The sequence below is a fragment of the Streptomyces sp. NPDC026394 genome (assembly GCF_055567735.1).
Window position 1 is genome coordinate 177713 of sequence record NZ_JBVHPX010000004.1, and the last position, 17917, is coordinate 195629.

Annotated in this window: 12 protein-coding genes; 4 read left to right on the forward strand and 8 right to left on the reverse strand. The window is 70.8% G+C overall.

From position 1 onward, the window contains the following. Positions 1 to 17: 17 nt before the first annotated feature. Positions 18 to 1022 (reverse strand): non-homologous end-joining DNA ligase, encoded by a 1005-nt coding sequence (ligD, locus tag ACZ4QV_RS12270; RefSeq protein ID WP_361147658.1) that lies wholly within the window; start codon positions 1020 to 1022, stop codon positions 18 to 20. A gap of 88 nt (positions 1023 to 1110) precedes the next feature. On the opposite strand from ligD, the gene ACZ4QV_RS12275 reads away from it, so the two are divergent. Continuing rightward, positions 1111 to 2172, forward strand: a complete 1062-nt coding sequence (locus ACZ4QV_RS12275; RefSeq protein ID WP_361590450.1) for an ATP-dependent DNA ligase — start codon at positions 1111 to 1113, stop codon at positions 2170 to 2172. On the opposite strand, the gene ACZ4QV_RS12280 is transcribed toward ACZ4QV_RS12275, so the two are convergent. Next, positions 2142 to 2393 (reverse strand): hypothetical protein, encoded by a 252-nt coding sequence (locus tag ACZ4QV_RS12280; protein WP_361590447.1) that lies wholly within the window; start codon positions 2391 to 2393, stop codon positions 2142 to 2144. The two genes, ACZ4QV_RS12275 and ACZ4QV_RS12280, sit on opposite strands and share 31 nt — an antisense overlap. 452 nt (positions 2394 to 2845) lie before the next feature. On the opposite strand from ACZ4QV_RS12280, the gene ACZ4QV_RS12285 reads away from it, so the two are divergent. Then, positions 2846 to 5059: an FUSC family protein gene (locus tag ACZ4QV_RS12285; protein WP_467762915.1), complete on the forward strand. Its 2214-nt coding sequence runs from the start codon at positions 2846 to 2848 to the stop codon at positions 5057 to 5059. 22 nt (positions 5060 to 5081) lie between these two features. Here the strand turns inward: ACZ4QV_RS12285 and ACZ4QV_RS12290 are convergent, their stop codons facing one another. From ACZ4QV_RS12290 to ACZ4QV_RS12315, 6 genes are all read right to left on the reverse strand, one after another. Further along, the gene (locus ACZ4QV_RS12290; protein WP_361147666.1) at positions 5082 to 5966 is read right to left on the reverse strand and encodes a hypothetical protein; all 885 of its coding nucleotides are present in this window, start codon (positions 5964 to 5966) and stop codon (positions 5082 to 5084) included. Beyond that, positions 5963 to 9778 (reverse strand): WD40 repeat domain-containing protein, encoded by a 3816-nt coding sequence (locus tag ACZ4QV_RS12295; protein ID WP_467762847.1) that lies wholly within the window; start codon positions 9776 to 9778, stop codon positions 5963 to 5965. Before ACZ4QV_RS12295 ends, ACZ4QV_RS12290 begins: the two co-directional genes overlap by 4 nt. Further along, a complete protein-coding gene (locus ACZ4QV_RS12300; RefSeq protein ID WP_467762848.1) occupies positions 9775 to 11148 on the reverse strand; it encodes a caspase family protein in 1374 nt (457 codons plus the stop codon). The genes ACZ4QV_RS12295 and ACZ4QV_RS12300 overlap by 4 nt, the downstream gene beginning before the upstream one ends. 245 nt (positions 11149 to 11393) lie before the next feature. Continuing rightward, positions 11394 to 12290, reverse strand: coding sequence for an MBL fold metallo-hydrolase (locus ACZ4QV_RS12305; RefSeq protein ID WP_361147670.1), 897 nt, complete (start codon positions 12288 to 12290; stop codon positions 11394 to 11396). Positions 12291 to 12292: 2 nt separating this feature from the next. Next, on the reverse strand, positions 12293 to 13600 hold the full coding sequence (locus ACZ4QV_RS12310) for an NAD(P)/FAD-dependent oxidoreductase (RefSeq protein WP_467762849.1): 1308 nt from the start codon (positions 13598 to 13600) through the stop codon (positions 12293 to 12295). Between the two features lie 744 nt (positions 13601 to 14344). Next, positions 14345 to 14974: a TetR/AcrR family transcriptional regulator gene (locus ACZ4QV_RS12315; RefSeq protein WP_467762850.1), complete on the reverse strand. Its 630-nt coding sequence runs from the start codon at positions 14972 to 14974 to the stop codon at positions 14345 to 14347. A gap of 169 nt (positions 14975 to 15143) precedes the next feature. Between ACZ4QV_RS12315 and ACZ4QV_RS12320 the strand changes: the two genes are divergently transcribed. Both ACZ4QV_RS12320 and ACZ4QV_RS12325 read left to right on the forward strand, forming a co-directional pair. After that, the gene (locus ACZ4QV_RS12320; RefSeq protein WP_361590432.1) at positions 15144 to 16472 is read left to right on the forward strand and encodes a flavin monoamine oxidase family protein; all 1329 of its coding nucleotides are present in this window, start codon (positions 15144 to 15146) and stop codon (positions 16470 to 16472) included. A 306-nt stretch (positions 16473 to 16778) separates the two neighbouring features. Continuing rightward, on the forward strand, positions 16779 to 17354 hold the full coding sequence (locus ACZ4QV_RS12325; protein ID WP_361147678.1) for a DUF1345 domain-containing protein: 576 nt from the start codon (positions 16779 to 16781) through the stop codon (positions 17352 to 17354). Positions 17355 to 17917: the final 563 nt, after the last annotated feature.

The window sequence follows — 17917 nt, forward strand, 5'->3', positions numbered from 1 at the left end:
GAGCCGTGCCGCGCGCGTCACTTCTTCGCGCGGCTCGGCTGCACCCGCTTCGGTTCGCCCTTCATCTTCGGATGCTCCGGCGGGTACGGGAGGTCTCCGAGCCCGTGCTCGCGCTCGTCACGGTCGGCGAGTTCGAGCGCGGCCTCCAGACGGCAGGGGTGCCGGTCCATGGCGGCGTGCAGGTCGCCCAGTGCGGCGAAGCGGGCCGGCATGGTGGCGACGTCGAAGTCCTCCGGTACGGCGTCGGTCAGTTCCTCCCAGCTCAGGGGCGCGGAGACCGGCGCGTGCGGGAAGGGCCGTACGGAGTAGGCGCTGGCGATGGTGCGGTCCCGTGCGGTCTGGTTGTAGTCCACGAAGATCTTGGCGCCGCGCTCCTCCTTCCACCAGGAGGTGGTGATCCGTCCGGGATCGCGCCGCTCCAGCTCCCGGGCCACCGCGATCGCCGAGCGCCGGACCTGGGTGAAGGTCCAGTCGGGCGCGATGGGCACGAAGACGTGCAGGCCGCGGCCGCCGGACGTCTTGGGCCAGCCGGTGAGGCCGAGGCCGTCGAGGACGTCACGCAGGGCGAGGGCGGCCCGTACCGCGTCCGCATAGCCGGTGCCCGGCTGCGGGTCGAGGTCGATGCGCAGCTCGTCCGGATGGTCGGTGTCGCTCCGGCGGACCGGCCAGGGGTGGAAGGTCAGACACCCGAGGTTGGCCGCCCACAGGACGGCGGCGGGCTCGGTGGGGCAGATCTCGTCGGCGTACCGGCCGCTGGGGAAGGAGATCCGGCCGGTGGGAATCCAGTCGGGGAGATTCTTCGGCGCCCGCTTCTGAAAAAACGATTCTCCCTCCACGCCGTCGGGGTACCGCTCCAGCGTGGTGGGCCGGTCGCGAAGGGCGCGCAGCACGCCGTCGCCGACGCTCCGGTAGTAGCGGACCACGTCGGCCTTGGTGAAGCCGCGCTGCGGAAAGTAGACCTTGTCCGGATGGGACACCCGGACCGTCCGCCCGCCCACGTCCAGCTCCAGCGACTCTCCCATGCCACCAAACTAGGCCGTACGGGCACCCGCCGCCCCTCGGCGGGCGCGTACCGCTGCCCGGCCGCACCCCTCGCCGCACAATCGCCGCATGGATCTTCCCGTGATGCCCCCGGTGGAGCCGATGCTGGCCAAGGCCGCCCCGGACATCCCGCCCGGCATACAGTACGAAGCCAAGTGGGACGGCTTCCGGGCCATCGTCTTCCGCGACGGTGCCGAGATCGAGCTGGGCAGCCGTTCGGGGAAGCCGCTCACCCGCTACTTCCCCGAGCTGGTGGACGCCCTGCGCACCGAGCTTCCGCCACGCTGCGTGCTGGACGGTGAGATCGTCATCGCCCGGGACGGGCAACTGGACTTCGACGCCCTGCTGGAGCGCGTCCACCCCGCCGACTCCCGGGTACGCCGTCTGGCGGAGGTGACTCCGGCGTCCTTCGTCGCGTTCGACCTGCTGGCGCTGGGCGACGAGTCGCTGATGCCCGTACCGCAGCGGGACCGCAGGGAGGCCCTGGAGACGGCGCTGCGCGGGTCCGCCGATCCGGTGTTCACCGCGCCGGTCACCGAGGACCTCGACGTGGCCCGCGACTGGTTCGAGCAGTACGAGGGGGCCGGGCTGGACGGGATCGTCGCGAAACCGCCCGGGATGCCGTACCGGCCGGGCCGGCGGGTGATGGTCAAGACGAAGCACGAGCGGACCGCCGACTGCGTCGTGGCGGGTCTGCGACCGCACAAGAGCGGCCCGGTCGTGGGATCCCTGCTGCTGGGCCTGTACGACGCGGAAGGCCGCCTCCAGCACGTCGGTGTGTGCGCTTCCTTTCCCATGCGCCGACGTCAGGAGCTGATGGAGGAGCTGGCGCCGCTGCGGATGGAGTCCGTCGCGGGCCATCCGTGGGAGGAGTGGACCAGCGAGGAGGCACAGGCGGCGGGCCGGCTGCCCGGCGGCCCCAGCCGGTGGACGGGCAAGAAGGACCTGTCCTGGGTGCCGCTGCGTCCCGAACGCGTGCTGGAGGTCGCCTACGACCACATGCAGGGTGACCGGTTCCGGCACACCGCCCAGTTCCGGCGCTGGCGCCCCGACCGCGAACCGGCGTCGTGCACGTACGCACAACTGGAGGAGCCGGTCCGTTACAACCTCTCCGAGGTCCTCGGGGCGTGACCGCCGGCGCTGTGGCCGTTCTGCCCGCCCGCCAGCCCGCCTTCGCCGTAGCCGTAGCCGAACCGCCGTGCAAAAGCAACGGTGTTGAGCCACCCGCAATACTCCGCGAACTCCACCAGCTCCACGAACCTCATCAGCTCCGCGATCTTCTCCGCACCGTAATCATCGGGCGCCGCATAAGCGCAGGCGCCGACCGCCGCATAAACAAGGACATTGACCACTGCCGTTACGAACGGATTCGCCCTGGACGAGACGCAGGAACGGCGTAGAGCCCGACAGAGACATCGACATGGAGTCGGCATAGGTATAAGAGCGCCGGCAAACCTTCTCCACCACTGACTGCGCCATACCCGCTGGTCCCGGCCCCACCAGCTCCACCGGCCCCGCCGGCCGTGAAATAGCGCGCGATCACCCGAATACGCGTGAGCGACGGCGGCCGAGCCCGACCTCGTCGGCCTCTCCCCGCACCTTTCCCGGATCGTCACAACCCCGCCACAAACACCGCCCCCCCACCCGCAACCGCCACCGGCCAATTCCCGGTCATGGGATGCTGAAGCGTTGGCAGTTCACGGCAGAGACGGGAGAGTACGGCAGCGTGGGGGCAGAGATACGACGGAGCCTGACCGGCGTGTGGGACCGATTCGCGGCGTCCGACCCGGGACTGCTGCGGCTGATGGCGGGACTGCGGACGGTGGCGGCGATCGCGCTCACCCTCGTCGTCCTGGCCGTGGTCGGCACCGACGTCACGCATCTGGTCGCGGGCGCCATGACGGCGATGGTCGCCACCTTCGCCATCAAGGAGAAGCAGGTACGCGGCCAGGCGCTCACCCTCGCGCTCGGCCTGCCGACGGCGCTCGCCGCGGTCTCCCTCGGCGCGCTGCTGCACAGTCAGGTGATCGCGGGCGACATCTTCTTCGTCGCCCTCATCTTCGGCGCCGTCTACTGCCGCCGCTTCGGCGACCGCGGGACCGCCCTGGGTCTGATCGGTTTCCAGACCTACTTCGTCTCCCTGTTCGTCGGCGCCACCGTGTCCGCCCTGCCCGTCCTGGCGCTCACCCTGGCCGTCGCCTTCGCGTGCAGCGCCGTCGTCCGCTTCACCGTCGTACCGGAGACACCGCAGCGCATCCTGCGGTGGCTGCGCGGCGCCTTCCGGGCCCGGGTCGCCCAACTGGTCGCCACCCACATCGAGCTGCTGGACGCCCGTCCCGAGCAGCTCGACAAGGTCCTCGACGACCTGCGGCGGCACACCGCGCGGCTGCACGAGTCGGCGCTGATGATCCAGGGCCGGCTGGAGGACGGCACGCGGGACGCGGCCGGTGCCGCGCTGCTGCAACGCCGCATCGCGGACGCCGAGATCGCCACCGAACGGCTGGGCGTCCTGCTGCTCAACGCGCGCACCGCCGAGAGCGCGGACACCCTCACCCTCCACCTGCCGCAGGCACCGCTGCCCACGGCGAAGATGCCGGCCGAGGACGCCGCGACCGTCACGCTGCGCCGTGACCTCAACGCCCTGCACCTGCTGGTGTCCCGGGGAGCGTCCGACCAGCCGGGCACGGCCGTCGCCCACGTACGCAACCGGCTGCTCGGCTACCGCGACGAGGACAACCTGCCGCGTGCCTCGATCGCCGTCCAGGACGTGTTCCGCGGCATCGGTGAGGCCGCCCGTTCCGTACTGGGGCTGCGGCTCGCGCTGGACGGGCCGCAGGACGAGTCCGACGACACCCCCGCCACGACCCGTTCCCGTGAGGAGTTCGACGCCGAGGACATCGCGCTGGCCGGCGGCGCGGAGGAGCCCGAGGAGGACGACCGCGGGGGGCTCCAGCGTCCCACCACCCGGGCCGCGTTCCAGATCGCGGTGGGCTCCACGCTCGCCATCGTCGGCGGCGAGTTCCTGTCCGCCCAGCGCTGGTACTGGGCCGTGCTGACCTGCTGGGTCGTCTTCCTCAACACCGCCTCGACGGGCGAGATCATCATCAAGGGCTACCGGCGGCTGCTCGGTACGGTCCTCGGCGTGGTCGCCGGGGTCGGGCTCGCCGGCCTGGTCGGCAACCACACCTGGACGGCGTTCGCGCTCATCCTCCTCTTCGTGTTCGCCATGTTCTTCACAGCGCCCCTCTCCTACGCCCTGATGTCCTTCTTCGTCACGGCGATGCTCGGCCTGCTCTACACCCTCCTGAACACCTACAGCCTCGACGTCCTCATTCTGCGCGTCGAGGAGACCGCCCTCGGCGCCGCCTGCGGCATCATCGCCGCCGCCGTGGTCCTGCCGGTCCACACCGACCGGCGCACCGACGACCTCCTCGGCACCGTCCTGACCAAACTCGACGAGGTCGTCTCCGCCTCCGTCGACCAGCTCAGCGGCGGCCCCGCCACCGACCTGCTGGGCCTCTCCCGCGACCTGGACACCGCCCTGGACGAACTGCGCGCCTCCACCCGTCCGCTGACCCACCCGATCAGCCCGCTGCGCGTACGCCGCCAGACCGTCCGCTACCTCGTCGCCCTCCTGGAGACCAGCGCCTACCACGCCCGCTCCCTGGCGGCCACCGCCGAACTGCTCCCCTACAGCAAGACGATCGCCGCCGACCCCCGTCTGGAACGCGTCGGCCGGCGCATCGCCCACAACATCGAGACCATCACCGCCCACGTACGCGGCGACACGACCGACGCCCAGGTCAGCTCCGGCGCCACCATCGTCTCCCTCCTCGAATCCGACGGCTCGGGCGCCCCGAACCCCGGCACGGTGACCTACCGCGTCCTGCGCCACCTCCAGCGCCTCGACGAGGGCGTCTCCGGCCTCGCCCGCCCCCTGGGCGTACCGGTGGCAGGACGACCGGAGCCGAAGGGCAAGAACAGCGACCGCCGGGGCGCCGAGTCCGCGCGGACCTGAAGTCGCGGGGCGGTCTGCCGGGTCAGCGGTGCCCGGAGTCCCCCGGCAGGCCGTCGGCTCCGCCTTCCAGGCCGGAGCCGACGGCCTCACCGGTTTCCCGCGCCGTCAGGTACGGCCTGACGTCGTGCGCCTTGGCGCCGTTGTGGACCAGCCGGTCCTCGATCCGGTCGCCGAAGGCCGGTGCCAGGGTCTTCACCAGGGCGACGACATCACCGCGGTCGGCGATGTTGCACCAGGTGCTCACGCCCGCCGGCCAGGCAGCACGCCCTTCCGCCGGAGCGGGCCGCAGCCGGTCGAAGACGATGTTCCGGACGGCGAGCGGCGAGCCCAAGGTCACGAGGGCGAGGTCACGCCGCTCAGGGTGAGCGCACAGCCATTCGTACGCCACGACCGAGCCGAGCGAATGGGCCACGATCACCCGGGTCCGGTCGGTCACCGCCGCGGTCATCCGGCTCTGCACCTGCCGCCGTACCGCCGGATCCGTGAGGTAGCTCCGCACCTGACGGACGCTGAGAATCATCAGCCGTTCGCTCAGCCCGGCGAAGAAGGTCGAGTGGCTGAGGGCGTTCAGGGCCCGCTGGACGACGTACGGGGTCCTCAGCCGCGTACGGTCGCCCGGCCCCTCGACACCTGCCTCCTGGCGGGCGGCCTGCTCCCACCACGCCAGCAGCATCGCGCGCTCCAGGTCGTCGGTGACGTCGGAGGCGTCCAGGTCCGGCACGCCGACACCACGGTGCCCGGCGGGGCGGAAGAGGTCCCCGTAGAACGCCATGGTCACGTCCGCCCGGTCCACCCGGGCGCCGTTGAGGGCGAGGCCGTCGGCAAGGCAGGGGTACCAGCTCTCGGCCAGCGAGTGCCCACCGCCGAACTGCTGGCCGATGCCGTGCACCAGGACTATGCGGGTCATGGGCGTTCCTCTGTCAGGCCGTCCGCCGTGCCGCGGAAGGACAGGGCGACCAGACCCATGTCGGTGGCGAAGCAGACCTGTCCGTCGTCGGTCATGGCGAGGTCGTTGATGCCGCCTCCCAGGTCGGCTTCGGCGAAGCAGACGGAGGTGTCCAGGTCCCAGGCCCGCACGAGACCTTGGCTGTCGGCCACGATGACGGTGGGCCGGTCGTGGAAGGTGGACAGCCGTACGGTGGTGAGCGGGGACGGGGAACGGTCGATGCCGACCGGCAACGCGTGACCGGTGGCGTGTTCCCACATCCGCAGTCGCCCGTCGCCCGCGCCGGTCAGCACGACGCCGCGCCCGCCGATCAGACCGAGGTCCACGTCGTACGCTCCCGACGGGTGGTCGTCCAGCGACGCCCCGAACGGCTCGCCCGTACGGAGGTCCCACAGGCGGACCGTACCGTCGAGCGAGGCACTGGCGGCGAGTTCGTGTCCGCACAGCGTGGCAGTCCGCATGTTCTGGATGCGTGCGCTGTGGCCGAGCATGGGGGGACACGCGGGCGCCTTGGTGATCAGGTCCCAGACGTGGATGGACCAGTCCTCGGCAGAGACGGCCAGGATCAGCACACGGTCGGCGAGCCGGTGGATGCGCGTCAGTTCCCAGTGCCCCGGTTGTTCCCACAGCAACTCCCGACGGCTCATGTTCCAGACCTCCAAGGCCGAGAAGCCGCACTTGGCCAGGAGGCATTCGTCGTCCACACCGCTGGTCACCATGGACCACAGGGTGCGGGCGGAAGCAAGGTGCGGAGCGGTGCCCCGGCCGTCCCCCACGGCGTGTACACGTACCGTCCCGTTACGGGCGCCTGTGACCACGGTGCGTCCGCGGGAGGTCTCCGCGATGGACACCGCCGCGAGCCCCGTGTCGCCACCGCACAGCGGCTCGCCCACCGGTTGCATGGTGGTCAGGTCCCACACCCGTACCTCGCGGAAGAAGGCGGTGATTCCCATCGTTCCGCCCCTGACACGGCCGAAGACGAGGCCGGTGGGCAACCGACCTACGGGGGCCGCCACTTGGCCGGCGAGTGGCGCCCCCAGGGGGCTGCCGGCCTCCGGGTCCCAGATCCGGACAGTGTTGTCGGAGCTCATGGAAGCCACGACATCGCGCGTGCCGAGGCGCCCCAGTACGGCCGACCACACCATGCTCACATGCCCCGTGAAAGGGCTGCCGACCAGCATGCCCGAGCTGATGTCGTGCAGGTGGACCGTGTTTCCCTCGTGCGTGGACATCACCACGGGCCGGGCTCCGAAGAAGGCCACACCGACGGTCCGCGCCGTACGCTTCCAGTCCTCGACGCTGAGATGGTGCCGCAGGGTCGCGGTCAGACCCCCGCCGTCGCCGGTGACCCCCCACACGTAAGCGTGGTCGAGCGAGGTGGCGACGGCGATCTCGATCCCGCGGCCGCACTGCCGTACCGCCAGACGGACCACAGAACCGATATGGCCACTGAGCGGCGGAACCAGCGGCCGGTGCGTGGCCACGTCCCAGATCCGCAGGGTGCCGTCGCCGCTGGCGCTGACCAGGACGGTCCGGCCCGCCACCGTGGCCAGGGCAAGGCAGTTCACGCTGTTGGTGTGCCCTTCGAGTGGCGAGCCCAGCGGGGCGCCCCGCAACGCGTCCCACAGCCATATCATGCTGTCGGACCCGCCCGTCACGGCGAGCACCCGGCCGTCCAGCGATCCCAGCGCCACCGAGTCCACGGTGCCCGCATGGCCTTCCATCGGCCGGCCCACCTGGTCCCGGGTGCGCAGGTCCCACACCCGGGCCGTGCCGTCCTCACTGCCGGTCATCACCAACGGCCGGCCGCAGTGCTCGGTGAAGGCCAGTGCCTGTACCCGGCGTGTGTGGTTGCCGGCCGGCCGGTCCGCCGTCAGGTCCCAGATACGGGCCATGCGGTCCATGCCCACCGTCACCGCCATCGGACCGTCAGGGCGGTCGGCCAGGGCGCTGTCCGTGATCTGACCGACGTGCCCCCGCAAGGGGTGGGCGAGCTGCCGCAGGGTACGCAGGTCCCAGAGCTTGGCCTCGTCCTTGCCGCTGGTGAGCGCCACCGGATCGCCGTTGAGCACACCGATCGCGACCGAGGTGACACCGCCGCGCAAGAAGTCCACATGGGCCGCCACGGGCTCCCCGATCTGCCGACGTTCCGCCAGGTCCCACAGGGAGACCATGCCGCTGTTGTCGCCGAGCAGCGCCACCGCGCGTCCCTCCCGCCGCCCCGTAGCCACGGCAGTGACGCCATCGGTGTGGCCGGTGAGCCAGGCACCGTCAGGCTCCGGCTCGGCGCCGCTCAGCAAGCCCGTGAGGTCCCAGACGTAGGCCCGCTTGTCGGCGCCCCCGGTGACGGCAAAGGGACGGCCGTCGATCTCCCCGAGCGCAGCGGAGTGGACGGTGCGTTTGTGCGCTGTCATGTTCCGTCCCAGCTGGCGTCTGTTCGTCAGGTCCCACAGACGCGCGGTGCCGTCCGCGCTCGCCGTCAGAGCTACCGGGGATCCGTCGAGGCCACCGATCGCGATGTCCATGACGGTGTTGGTGTGACCCGCCAGCCCCGTTCCGTACTCCTGTCCTGCCGAGAGGTCCCAGATCCGTACGCTACCGTCCACCCCTCCGGTCAGGGCGACCGTGTAGTCACCGATGTCGCCGATCGCGACCGCGCTGACGCCGATGCCGACTACGAGCGGCTCGCCGATCTGCTGCTGTGTGGTCAGGTCCCACACCCGGGCCGTTCGGTCGTTGCCACGCCCGCCCGTCACCGCGACGGGACGTCCGTCGAGAGCGCCGACGGCCACCGAGCCGACCCATGCCGTATGCCCGTTGAGCAGCCGGTGCGCCCCACTGGTCGACCACCAGGCCCACCGCGCCGACCACGGCAGTGCCACGCCGAGGCCGTCGATACGTTCGGCGAGTCCGTCCGCCCCGCAGCGCCGTGCCGACAACTGGAGGTCGGCGGCGCGGTGGCTCAGTGCTCGGCCGGGCGTCATCCGGTGGGCGATCTGCTCGTACGCACTGCGGATACGACGCGGGCCGTCCGCCGCCTCGTCCACCGAGACGGACGCCAAGGCGCGCAACAGCGCCAGTGACTCGCCGGCGAGCAGGAAACCGGGGTCCTCGATCAGGGTGACGAGCTGCCCGGCAGCCTCCGCATGCGTGGCCAGATGCTGCCGCACGTACGGCGGGGCCGCGAACCAGTCCGGCGAGGTCCCGTCGGGCGACCGGGGCACCGTAGCGGTCAGAGCATCGACGACCGCCCTCTGAATCTCCTCCGGAGACCGGTCGGCGGTCCTCCTCAGGTGCTCGGCCAGCGCCTTGTGGTAGAGGCGGTAGGCCGAACGGCGGTCGTCGTCCGTCACCTCCGCGATGTACGCCTCGGCCACGTCGAGCACCCACGCGATGTCCTCCTCGGTGCAGGGCGCGCCCGAGATGACGGAGGTGAGCGTCGTCCAGATGTGCCCGCGGGGCAGCCCCTTCCCTTCGGAGAAGGCCAACGACAGCAGCATCCGCCGGACCCGGGGTTCGTCGGGGCCGAAGCGTGCGAGGTAGTCGTCGAAGGCCTCGCCGATCTCGCTGGGCAGGTCGTCGGCCCAGCCCGGTTTCGACACGTCCACCGCGGCACTGTCGGAGCGCAGGGTCCGGGCGGTGGTCCGCGCGTAGAGGTAGACGCCGGCGGCCCGGCTCGCCACCTCACGGGCGACGGTACGGGCCAGCTCCTGCCGCTCGCGGTACGGCGTCGGCACCCCGGGCTCCTCGGCGGCCAGCAGCACCTTCGTCACATAGAGCCGGTCACGTCGTTCTCGTCGGCCCGGTAGGTGGGGTCGTCCAGGTCGAGCACGGTGAAGGTGGGGCCCAGGCTGGTGACCAGCTCGTGGCGGGTGCCCACGAGCAGCCGTACGCCGGGGATCTCCGACATGGGCCGCAGCAGTTCCCGGGTGATCCGGCGTGGTTCGCCGTGTCCGCCGGCGTCCGCCGCGGTGTCCGAGCCGGCCTCGTCCACGGCATCGACCACGATGACGACCGGCGCGCCCCGCCGTCCCCGCCGGGTGAGTTCCTGGAGGAGGGCCGCCGTTCCGCCGTATTCCGCCCCCAGGGTCTGGGCGATCCTCTCGACGACCTCTTCCAGCCGCTTGTGCCGCGCGTGCACGGCGGCCGTGACGCACCCTTCGGGGACGATCGTCGCCGGGTCGACGCCCGAGAGGTCGAGCCGATCGCGGTAGAGGCTGTCGGACAGGGCGACCACCCTGCCCAGCACCGCGGACTTGCCGCACCCCGGGCTCCCCGTGACGACCCGTCCACGCCCGTCTCCGTCGGCTGCGGTGAGCCACCGCACCAGGTGCGACAGGACGCGGACCCGGCCACTGAAGTAGATCCCCTGCTCCGACTCGAACTCGACGCCCCGCGAGCGGGGGCCGAAGTGTTCCGTGAGATCGCGGCTGGCCACTCGGCGCTGGACCTCCAGGTCCGTGCCGACCGGCGGCAGGTCCTCACGAAAGCCGCTGTTCGGGAGGAACGGTGCCAGTCCGGTGACCAGCCCGCTCGCCAGCTCCGCGCGCTGACCCCGGCCGTCGGCGTCGAGGCGCTCGTTGACCGCCTTGACCAGTTCGGTGAGGTCCAGGTACTGCTGCCGCTGCCCCGTACGGCCGGTCGTGGTGTCCACGGCGGCCCGGAACGCCGATACGAACGTCCCCTCCTGGGCGACGTCCTTCCGGCGGGCGGACGCCAGGAACCACAGCCCGGTCGAAGCGTCACCACCGCTCTGCCGGTACGCGATGGTCTGCAGCGCGACCCCGGCGCCCTCCGCCGCTCCGGCCCCGCCCGCGCAGGTGTCCAGGACGACCAGCAGCCGGCGGAGCGGCCCCTGGCAGAGAATGCGCACCACGTCCTCGGTGGCCAGTGCCGTCGCGGCCAGATCGTCGTCCCGGGAGTCCCAGCACAGCAGATAGTGGCGCCCCCGGTCCTCCACCACTCCGTGGCCGGCGAAGTACAGGACGACGACGTCGTCGGCCGTCAGCTCGCAGTCCCTGGACCAGTGGCTCAGTTTCCGGCGGATCTGTTCGGCACCGTCGTACTCCCCCAGCCCGGCGAGGACCCGCCGGTACCCGAAGCCTTCCAGCAGCTCCGTCATCGCCACGATGTCCGCGCTCACCGCCGGGAGTTGGTCCTCCTCGGGCAAGTTGCAGTAACGCCCGCTCCCCAGTGCGATGAATAATCGCCGCCCCACGCCTTCCCCACCGCCGTCCCCTGCGCGCCGTACCTGCATCCGGCCGGCCCGCCACGGCACACGTGCCGTGCCGGCCCGGGTGTGAACACTAGCGTCGGCGTTTTTCCCGGTACACCGATACGGAACGGCCAGGATGCCTCACAGCAGGCACCCCGGACGCCGGCCCGGACCTACACCGCCCGAAACCGCCCCCGCTCCACCTCCGCCACCAGCCCTTCCCCTGTCAACCGGTCCAGATGCTGCGCCGCCGTCCGGCGCTCCACCGGCCGCACGTGCGGTCCCGTGACGTGCGGCCGGTAGACCAGCCGGTGCTCGGCGATCTCCTCGACGGTGCGCGGCTCGCGGAGGAACGTGAGGAGCGCCGTCTCCCGCTGCTTCGCCACGCCGGCGAAGGCGTCCAGCCGGCGCCGGAACGCGGCAGCACCGTCGATCACACCTTTCTGGTGGGACGTGCCGTACCAGCGCGCGTCGATCTCCCGGCACCGGCGCATCGACGCTTCGAACTCCGTGAGGCTGCTGCCGAGGTCACCGTAGTACGGGCCGAACGACGTCAGGTCGATGTCCGCCACGAACAGGAATCCGTCCGGCTCGATCAGGAAGCCGCAGTGGCCTGCCGTGTGGCCGGGAAGGTGCACGACGGTCACCGTACGTCCGCCGAGATCGAACTCGGTGCCGTCGTCGAAGCCGTGCGCGTCCGGACGTCCGTGCACGTGGAACCGGTCCCGTAGCTGCTGGTCGGCGGCGCCGGCCGCGTCGGGCGGCAGGCCCAGCCCGGCGACCAGCGCCTCGCGGGAGCGCAACGCGGCGAGGTCGCCTTCGTGGACGTGGACCGGCACGTCGTAACTGCCGAGGCCGGCGATGTGGTCCTCGTGCGCGTGGCTGACCAGAACCAGGTCCGCCGGGGGCGCGTCCGTGACGAGGGACAGCGACGGGTCGATGACCAGGGTCGCGGTCGTACCCCGTACGAGCAGCGAGTTGGCGTACGGATAGGCACCCCGGCCGGGGCCCACGAGCACACCGACCCCGCCGAATTCCACCGCCGTGTATCCCGTGGTGCTCGTCCCCATGGCTATCGCGTGCCCATACGGTCCGACAGCCGGTCGAGTGCCCAGGCGGCCCGCAGCGCCGGGGCGTTGGCGACCGGTGAGGGAGCGAAGCGCGGTCGCTCCCGCCATACGGCGCCGAGGTCGCCGTGGAGTCCGCCGTCGGCGAGCAGGTCGGCGAGCAGGGTGCCGAGGTAGGGGGCCTGGGCGAGGCCGTGGCCGTTGCAGCCGACGGCGTAGAAGACGTTCTTCGCGGCCTCCCCGGCGACCGGCAGCCACGAGGGTGTCATCGCGATCCACCCGCCCCACGCCCGGCGGATCGCCACATCGCGCAGGGACGGGAACCGGTCGTGGAAGCCGCGGCCCAGGTCCGCCACGACCGCGGCGTCCGGCTCGCGGGCCCCCAGCGCCCCTCGCGAGGTCTGGATCCGGCGGACGGCGAAGGCGATCGTGTCGCGCGACGTGAGGCGGTAGCTCTGCATCAGGTTGTGCTGGGTGGCGATGCCGGCGCGGCTCGTCCAGCCGGTCGCATCCAGGCGTACGGGGTCGATCGGTTCCGTCTCGGCCATGCTGACCCAGATCGGCGTGGCCAGGCGGCGCGGCGCGATCGCGAGGTCGCGGGAGTGGGCGTTGGTGGCGAGGAGGACCCGCTCGGCACGGACCCGGCCGCGCGGCACACCGATGACGACCCCCGCGCCACCGGGCTTCACGGCCCGTACGGGAGTGTGCTCGAAGACGCGTACGCCCGACCCGAGCAGTGCCCGGCGGAGACCGAGCGCGAACTTCCCGGGGTTGAGCATGCCCCCGACACGCTCGTGAATGCCGCCGAGGAAGCCTTCCGGCAGGCCGAGGGCGCGGCCGTCGGCGAACTCGGCGTCCGCACCCGCCTTCCGCAGGACCCGCGCGTTGCGCCGCGCCTTCCGGAGCTGGCCCCGGGTGACGGCGGCCATGACGTTGCCCGTCGGCTCGTAGTCGCAGTCGATGCCGAGCCGCTGCATCAGTTTCTCGGTGAAGTGGACGGCTTCCTCGGCGAACCGAACGATCCCGGGGAATCGGCGCGGCTGCGTCGCGCTCAGTATCTGGGGATCGCCTGCCGGGGCGCCGGTCAACTGGCCGGCGTTGCGCGAGGCCGCCCCGCAGCCGCAGACGCCGGCTTCGAGCAGGACGACGTCCGCCCCGCGCTCGGCCAGCCGCAGCGCGGCCGCCATGCCGCCGAGTCCACCGCCGACGACCGCGACGTCGCAGGTGAGTTCGCCTTCGAGTGACGGCACGGCATCGGTGGGGGGATCGACCCAGCCGGTGAACGAGGTGTAGGTGATGCCTGTGGTGATCATTCCATGCCTTCGGTGTCGGTGGCGGCCTCGTCGGTGCCCTCGTTGAGGGCTTCGTCGGCAAGGCATGTGAGCGTCCGTTCCCGCTCCGCCCGGACGGCGGACACAGCCGATGACGGAGGAGTCGTGACGCCCTGGGGCCCTGCCGGGTCTCGTCACGCCGGACTCCTCTGTTGTTGCGTCGCGCTCTGTTCGGGTTTCAGCGGCTACGTGGGGGCGCGATTGGGGGTTCGCGCCGGGGCACTCGGGCCTTCGACCAACCAGCGCGCGGCAGACCCCACCGCTTCTCGATCTCGAATCGCATTCGACTTTAAGCAGCGGGGGAGGCATCGTCAATCTCCGGCCCGATGACGTGCACCCTCAACGCCGGTCGCCGACCGAGCCCTTGACCACGGCACAGACCCGACGACAACTCGAACTCGATTCGATGTCGAGTGGCGCGACTCACATCTCGCGGCACCCAACTCACACCTCGCCTCTCGCTCCGCACATCTCGGCAGGGCGAGCGGATCACGCCCCGGGCCGCCGCGCGTGCCCACCGCAACGGCAGCAGAACGGAGCGGGACATGACCCATCATCAGGGCGCCGCTCCCGCACTCGGGAGGGAGAGTCGGAAGCGCGCACGATGGTTGCGTTCCTCGCATCGTCGGCCTTGCGCCGTCGGTAACACCGCGTCCCGAAATCGTCGAGCCCCCGCGTTGACGGACGCCCCGCCGCACCGGCTGACGGCCCGTGGGCACCTACGCGTCAGGCGCCGTCCGCGGCGTAAGTGGCGAGGTATGCGGTGATGAGCCGTCGCGCCTCGTCGATCGTGGCGTCGTCACCGGCGGCCGAGTTCCGGAACGCGATGTCGAAGAGCCGATTGCCGACCTCGAAGGCGAGCTGGAGGGCGATCCGGGGCGTGTCGGCGCGCAGGAGTTCACGCTCGACGAGAAGGTGCCGGAGCCGCTCGGCCTGCGCCGCGTCGAAGGCGCGGACCAGTTCGACGACTGGCGCGCTGCGGCCGGAGAACCACAGTTCGGTGCAGCCGGGATGCCGGCGGAAGTAGCCGAGCAGGGGGTCGATGACGGCGTCGGCGGCTTCGCGCAGCGTGCGCGGACCGGAGCCGTCCAGCGCGGCACTGATGCGGGCATCGAGGCCATGGGCATGACGCTGCATCAGTTCAACCTCGACCTGGTACCGGTCGGAGAAGTAGTGGTACACGGAGGCGATCGGGATGCCGGCCCGCTCGCCGATCGCCTTGAGCGTGGCGGCCTCGTAGCCCTTCTCTTCGAGCAGGGCCTCGGCGGCCTCCAGGATGGCCCGCCTGCGCTCCACCCCACGGCGCTGCACCGCCGGGCGGGCCGACGCCCGACTTGCCGGAATCTTCTCGAACACGATTCGAGATCGTATCAGCCACGCCCTTGGCGCACCTCGCCGACGAGTTGACGACGAGGGACGCCCTTCCCAAAACTCGAACTCGATTCGTGTTCGAGTTAAGGTTCGGGTTCCGGTTCGACACATTGCTCGTCAGGGATACGGCGAGGACCACAGAACGGAGCGGCCCATGACCAACAGCTCTCACGACACCTCATACGACACCTCATACGACGTAGTGGTGATCGGCGCGGGCTTCGCCGGCGTCACCGCAGCACGTGACCTCGGCACCAGCGGGCATTCCGTGCTGATCCTCGAAGCGCGGGACAGGGTCGGCGGCCGGACCCACCTGGCCGAAGCCTTCGGCCGTCAGGTGGAGCTCGGTGGCACCTATGTGCACTGGACCCAGCCGAACGTGTGGCACGAACTCCGGCGCCACGACATCCCGCTGGCGGCACCGCTCGACATCGACACGGTGTACTGGCTGGCCGACGGCACGGTGCACTCCGGCAGCCGGCTCGACCACAGCAACGCCGTCGCTCCCCTCGCCGCCCGGTTCTTCGCCGACGCACGGGCCTGCTTCCCGATGCCGTACGACGTCACCGCGGTCGACAACCGTGCGATCGAGAAGGAGACCATCGCGTCCAGGCTCGACTCGCTGAACCTCTCCGTGCACGACAGGGACGTGCTTGAGGGGGCGCTGGCCACGCTGGTCCACTCCCCCGACGATCAGGGCGTCGCACAGTTGCTCCTCTGGGCGGCCACGACCTTCGGAGACTGGGGCGCGTTCCTGGAGACCGCCGGTTTCTGGCCGATCGAGGGCGGAACCAAGCGGCTCCTCGACGCCGTCCTCGGCGAATCGCGGGCAGAGATCCGGCTGTCCACCCCCGTCAGCGCCATCGATGACGACGGCTCCGGCGTCCTCGTGACCACCGGCGCCGGTGAGCGGATACGAGCCCGCTCCGCCGTCGTGGCACTGCCGCTCAACACCCTGGGCGACGTACGCATCACCCCCGACGTCGCCCGGCCGGCCCGCGCCATGATCGACCGGAAACACCCGGTGCGGAGTGCCAAGATCTGGGCGCGGGTCCGGGGCGAGGTCGAACCCTTCTGCGCCTTCGCCCCGGTCGGCAAGAACCCCGTCAACACCGCCCGGGTGGAGTACCGGCACGACGGCGACACGCTCGTCGTGTGCTTCGCCTCCGGCCCCTCGGCCGTCGGCGCCGGGGACCGCGAGGGCGTGCAGGACGCGCTGCGGACCTTCGTCCCGGGCATCGAGGTACGTGAAACCGCCGGTCACGACTGGGTCGGCGACCAGTTCTCCCAGGGGGCGTGGGCGCATCACCGGCCCGGGAACCTGAGCGGCGCCGTTCCGCTGCTGCGCGAGCCCCACGGGCGCGTTCACTTCGCCGGAGGCGACATCGCGTCGGTCGGTGTCGGTGGGATCGAGGGTGCCATGGAAACCGGCGCGGCCGCCGCCCGGAACATCGCGGCGGCGCTGGCCGACGGCCCCTACTGAGACTGGGCAGGTCCGTCCCCGCCGAGGAACCTCCGCAACCCCCGGGAGCCTGCCTCAAAAACGGGGTCGGACCACTTAGCATTCTGCTGCTCCGTTGCTCCGGGGCAGGCGTGCATTACGGGCGGTCTGACGGTATGAGCAAGCCCGGGGCAATGCACCGGACTCGACGCCGCATTCCCCGATGATCACACGTGGAGGAGCCCGTTGGCGCATTCCTGGCTCTCCGAACGCCGTCGCGCAACGTGGAGTTTCGCCATTGCGGCCTGCACGGCGGCAGTGCTGGTCTTCGCGGTCGACGACAGCGTCATGCAGATCTCAACGGCGGACGTCGGCGTCTTCGCGCTGTTCGCCTACCTTTCCAGTTATCTCGTCGCCACGCTGATCGCCTTCTCGACGGCCGGTCCGGAGCGGATCCGCCTCTGGGCTCGGCGCACGGCCCGCGGCACGGTCGTCCAGCGGTACGTACTCGGGACCGCACCCGGGCCCGGGGTGTCCATCTCCATCGCGGTCGCCGCCCTCGCGGTGGCGGTGGTGTGGCGCCCCGGATATGTCGCGTCGTCGCTGCCCCTGGCTCCCCGGGTCGCGGTGGCGCTCGTCCTCGTCGCGGACGCCTGGATCTGTGTGATGGCGTCCTTCGCGGTCGCCTTTCACGCCGACGACCTGGTGGAGAACCAGCGCGGACTGGAATTCCCCGGCGCGGAAACCGTGGTCTGGGCCGATTACGTCTATTTCGCCCTGTCGGTCATGACGACGTTCGGCACGACCGACGTGAACGTCACCTCACGGGAAATGCGACGGACCGTCGCGGCCAACGCGGTCGTCGCCTTCGTCTTCAACACCGTCATCGTGGCCAGTCTGGTCGCCGCCCTGGACAAGAGCTGAACGAACCGACCGCGGCCTATCCGAGAAAACTCAGCCGGACCGTACGGTTCGGGTTGTCGGTGTTCGTGTCTGCCAACCTCCGTTGAGGCGCCCGTCAGGGTAGCCGACGAGCAATCCCTGGACTGACACGGTCTTCCGTGGATGTGCGCCACCCAAAGGGTCTGAGACCTGGGGTATCGGTCTCGGAACTGCCGGACCGCGCCATGTACGGGGATGCCGGCACGGGCGAGACCGAAGACGTCTGCGGCGAGCTGCGCATAGATGCGTTCCGCGATCTCGTCGGCGAGGATCTCATCGTCCTGCCACATGTCCGGGCAATCCGGGGATCCCGCGGATTGAAGCCCGGTAACGACGTGGAGGGGATCGTCGGCAAGGTCGCACCTGGTCACGGCAGTGCGACAGGCAGAGAGACAGGCGAACTCGGACCTCTCCAAGCGCATCATCAGTGCGGATGATCGCGACCATGCGGCACTTTTTCCCAGCGTGAAGAGTGAGTGCCTTCTGTTTGCTGAATTCGCCTTGCGGTTCCGGTTGGAGCACCGCAAGCGGGATGAGCACTGTCA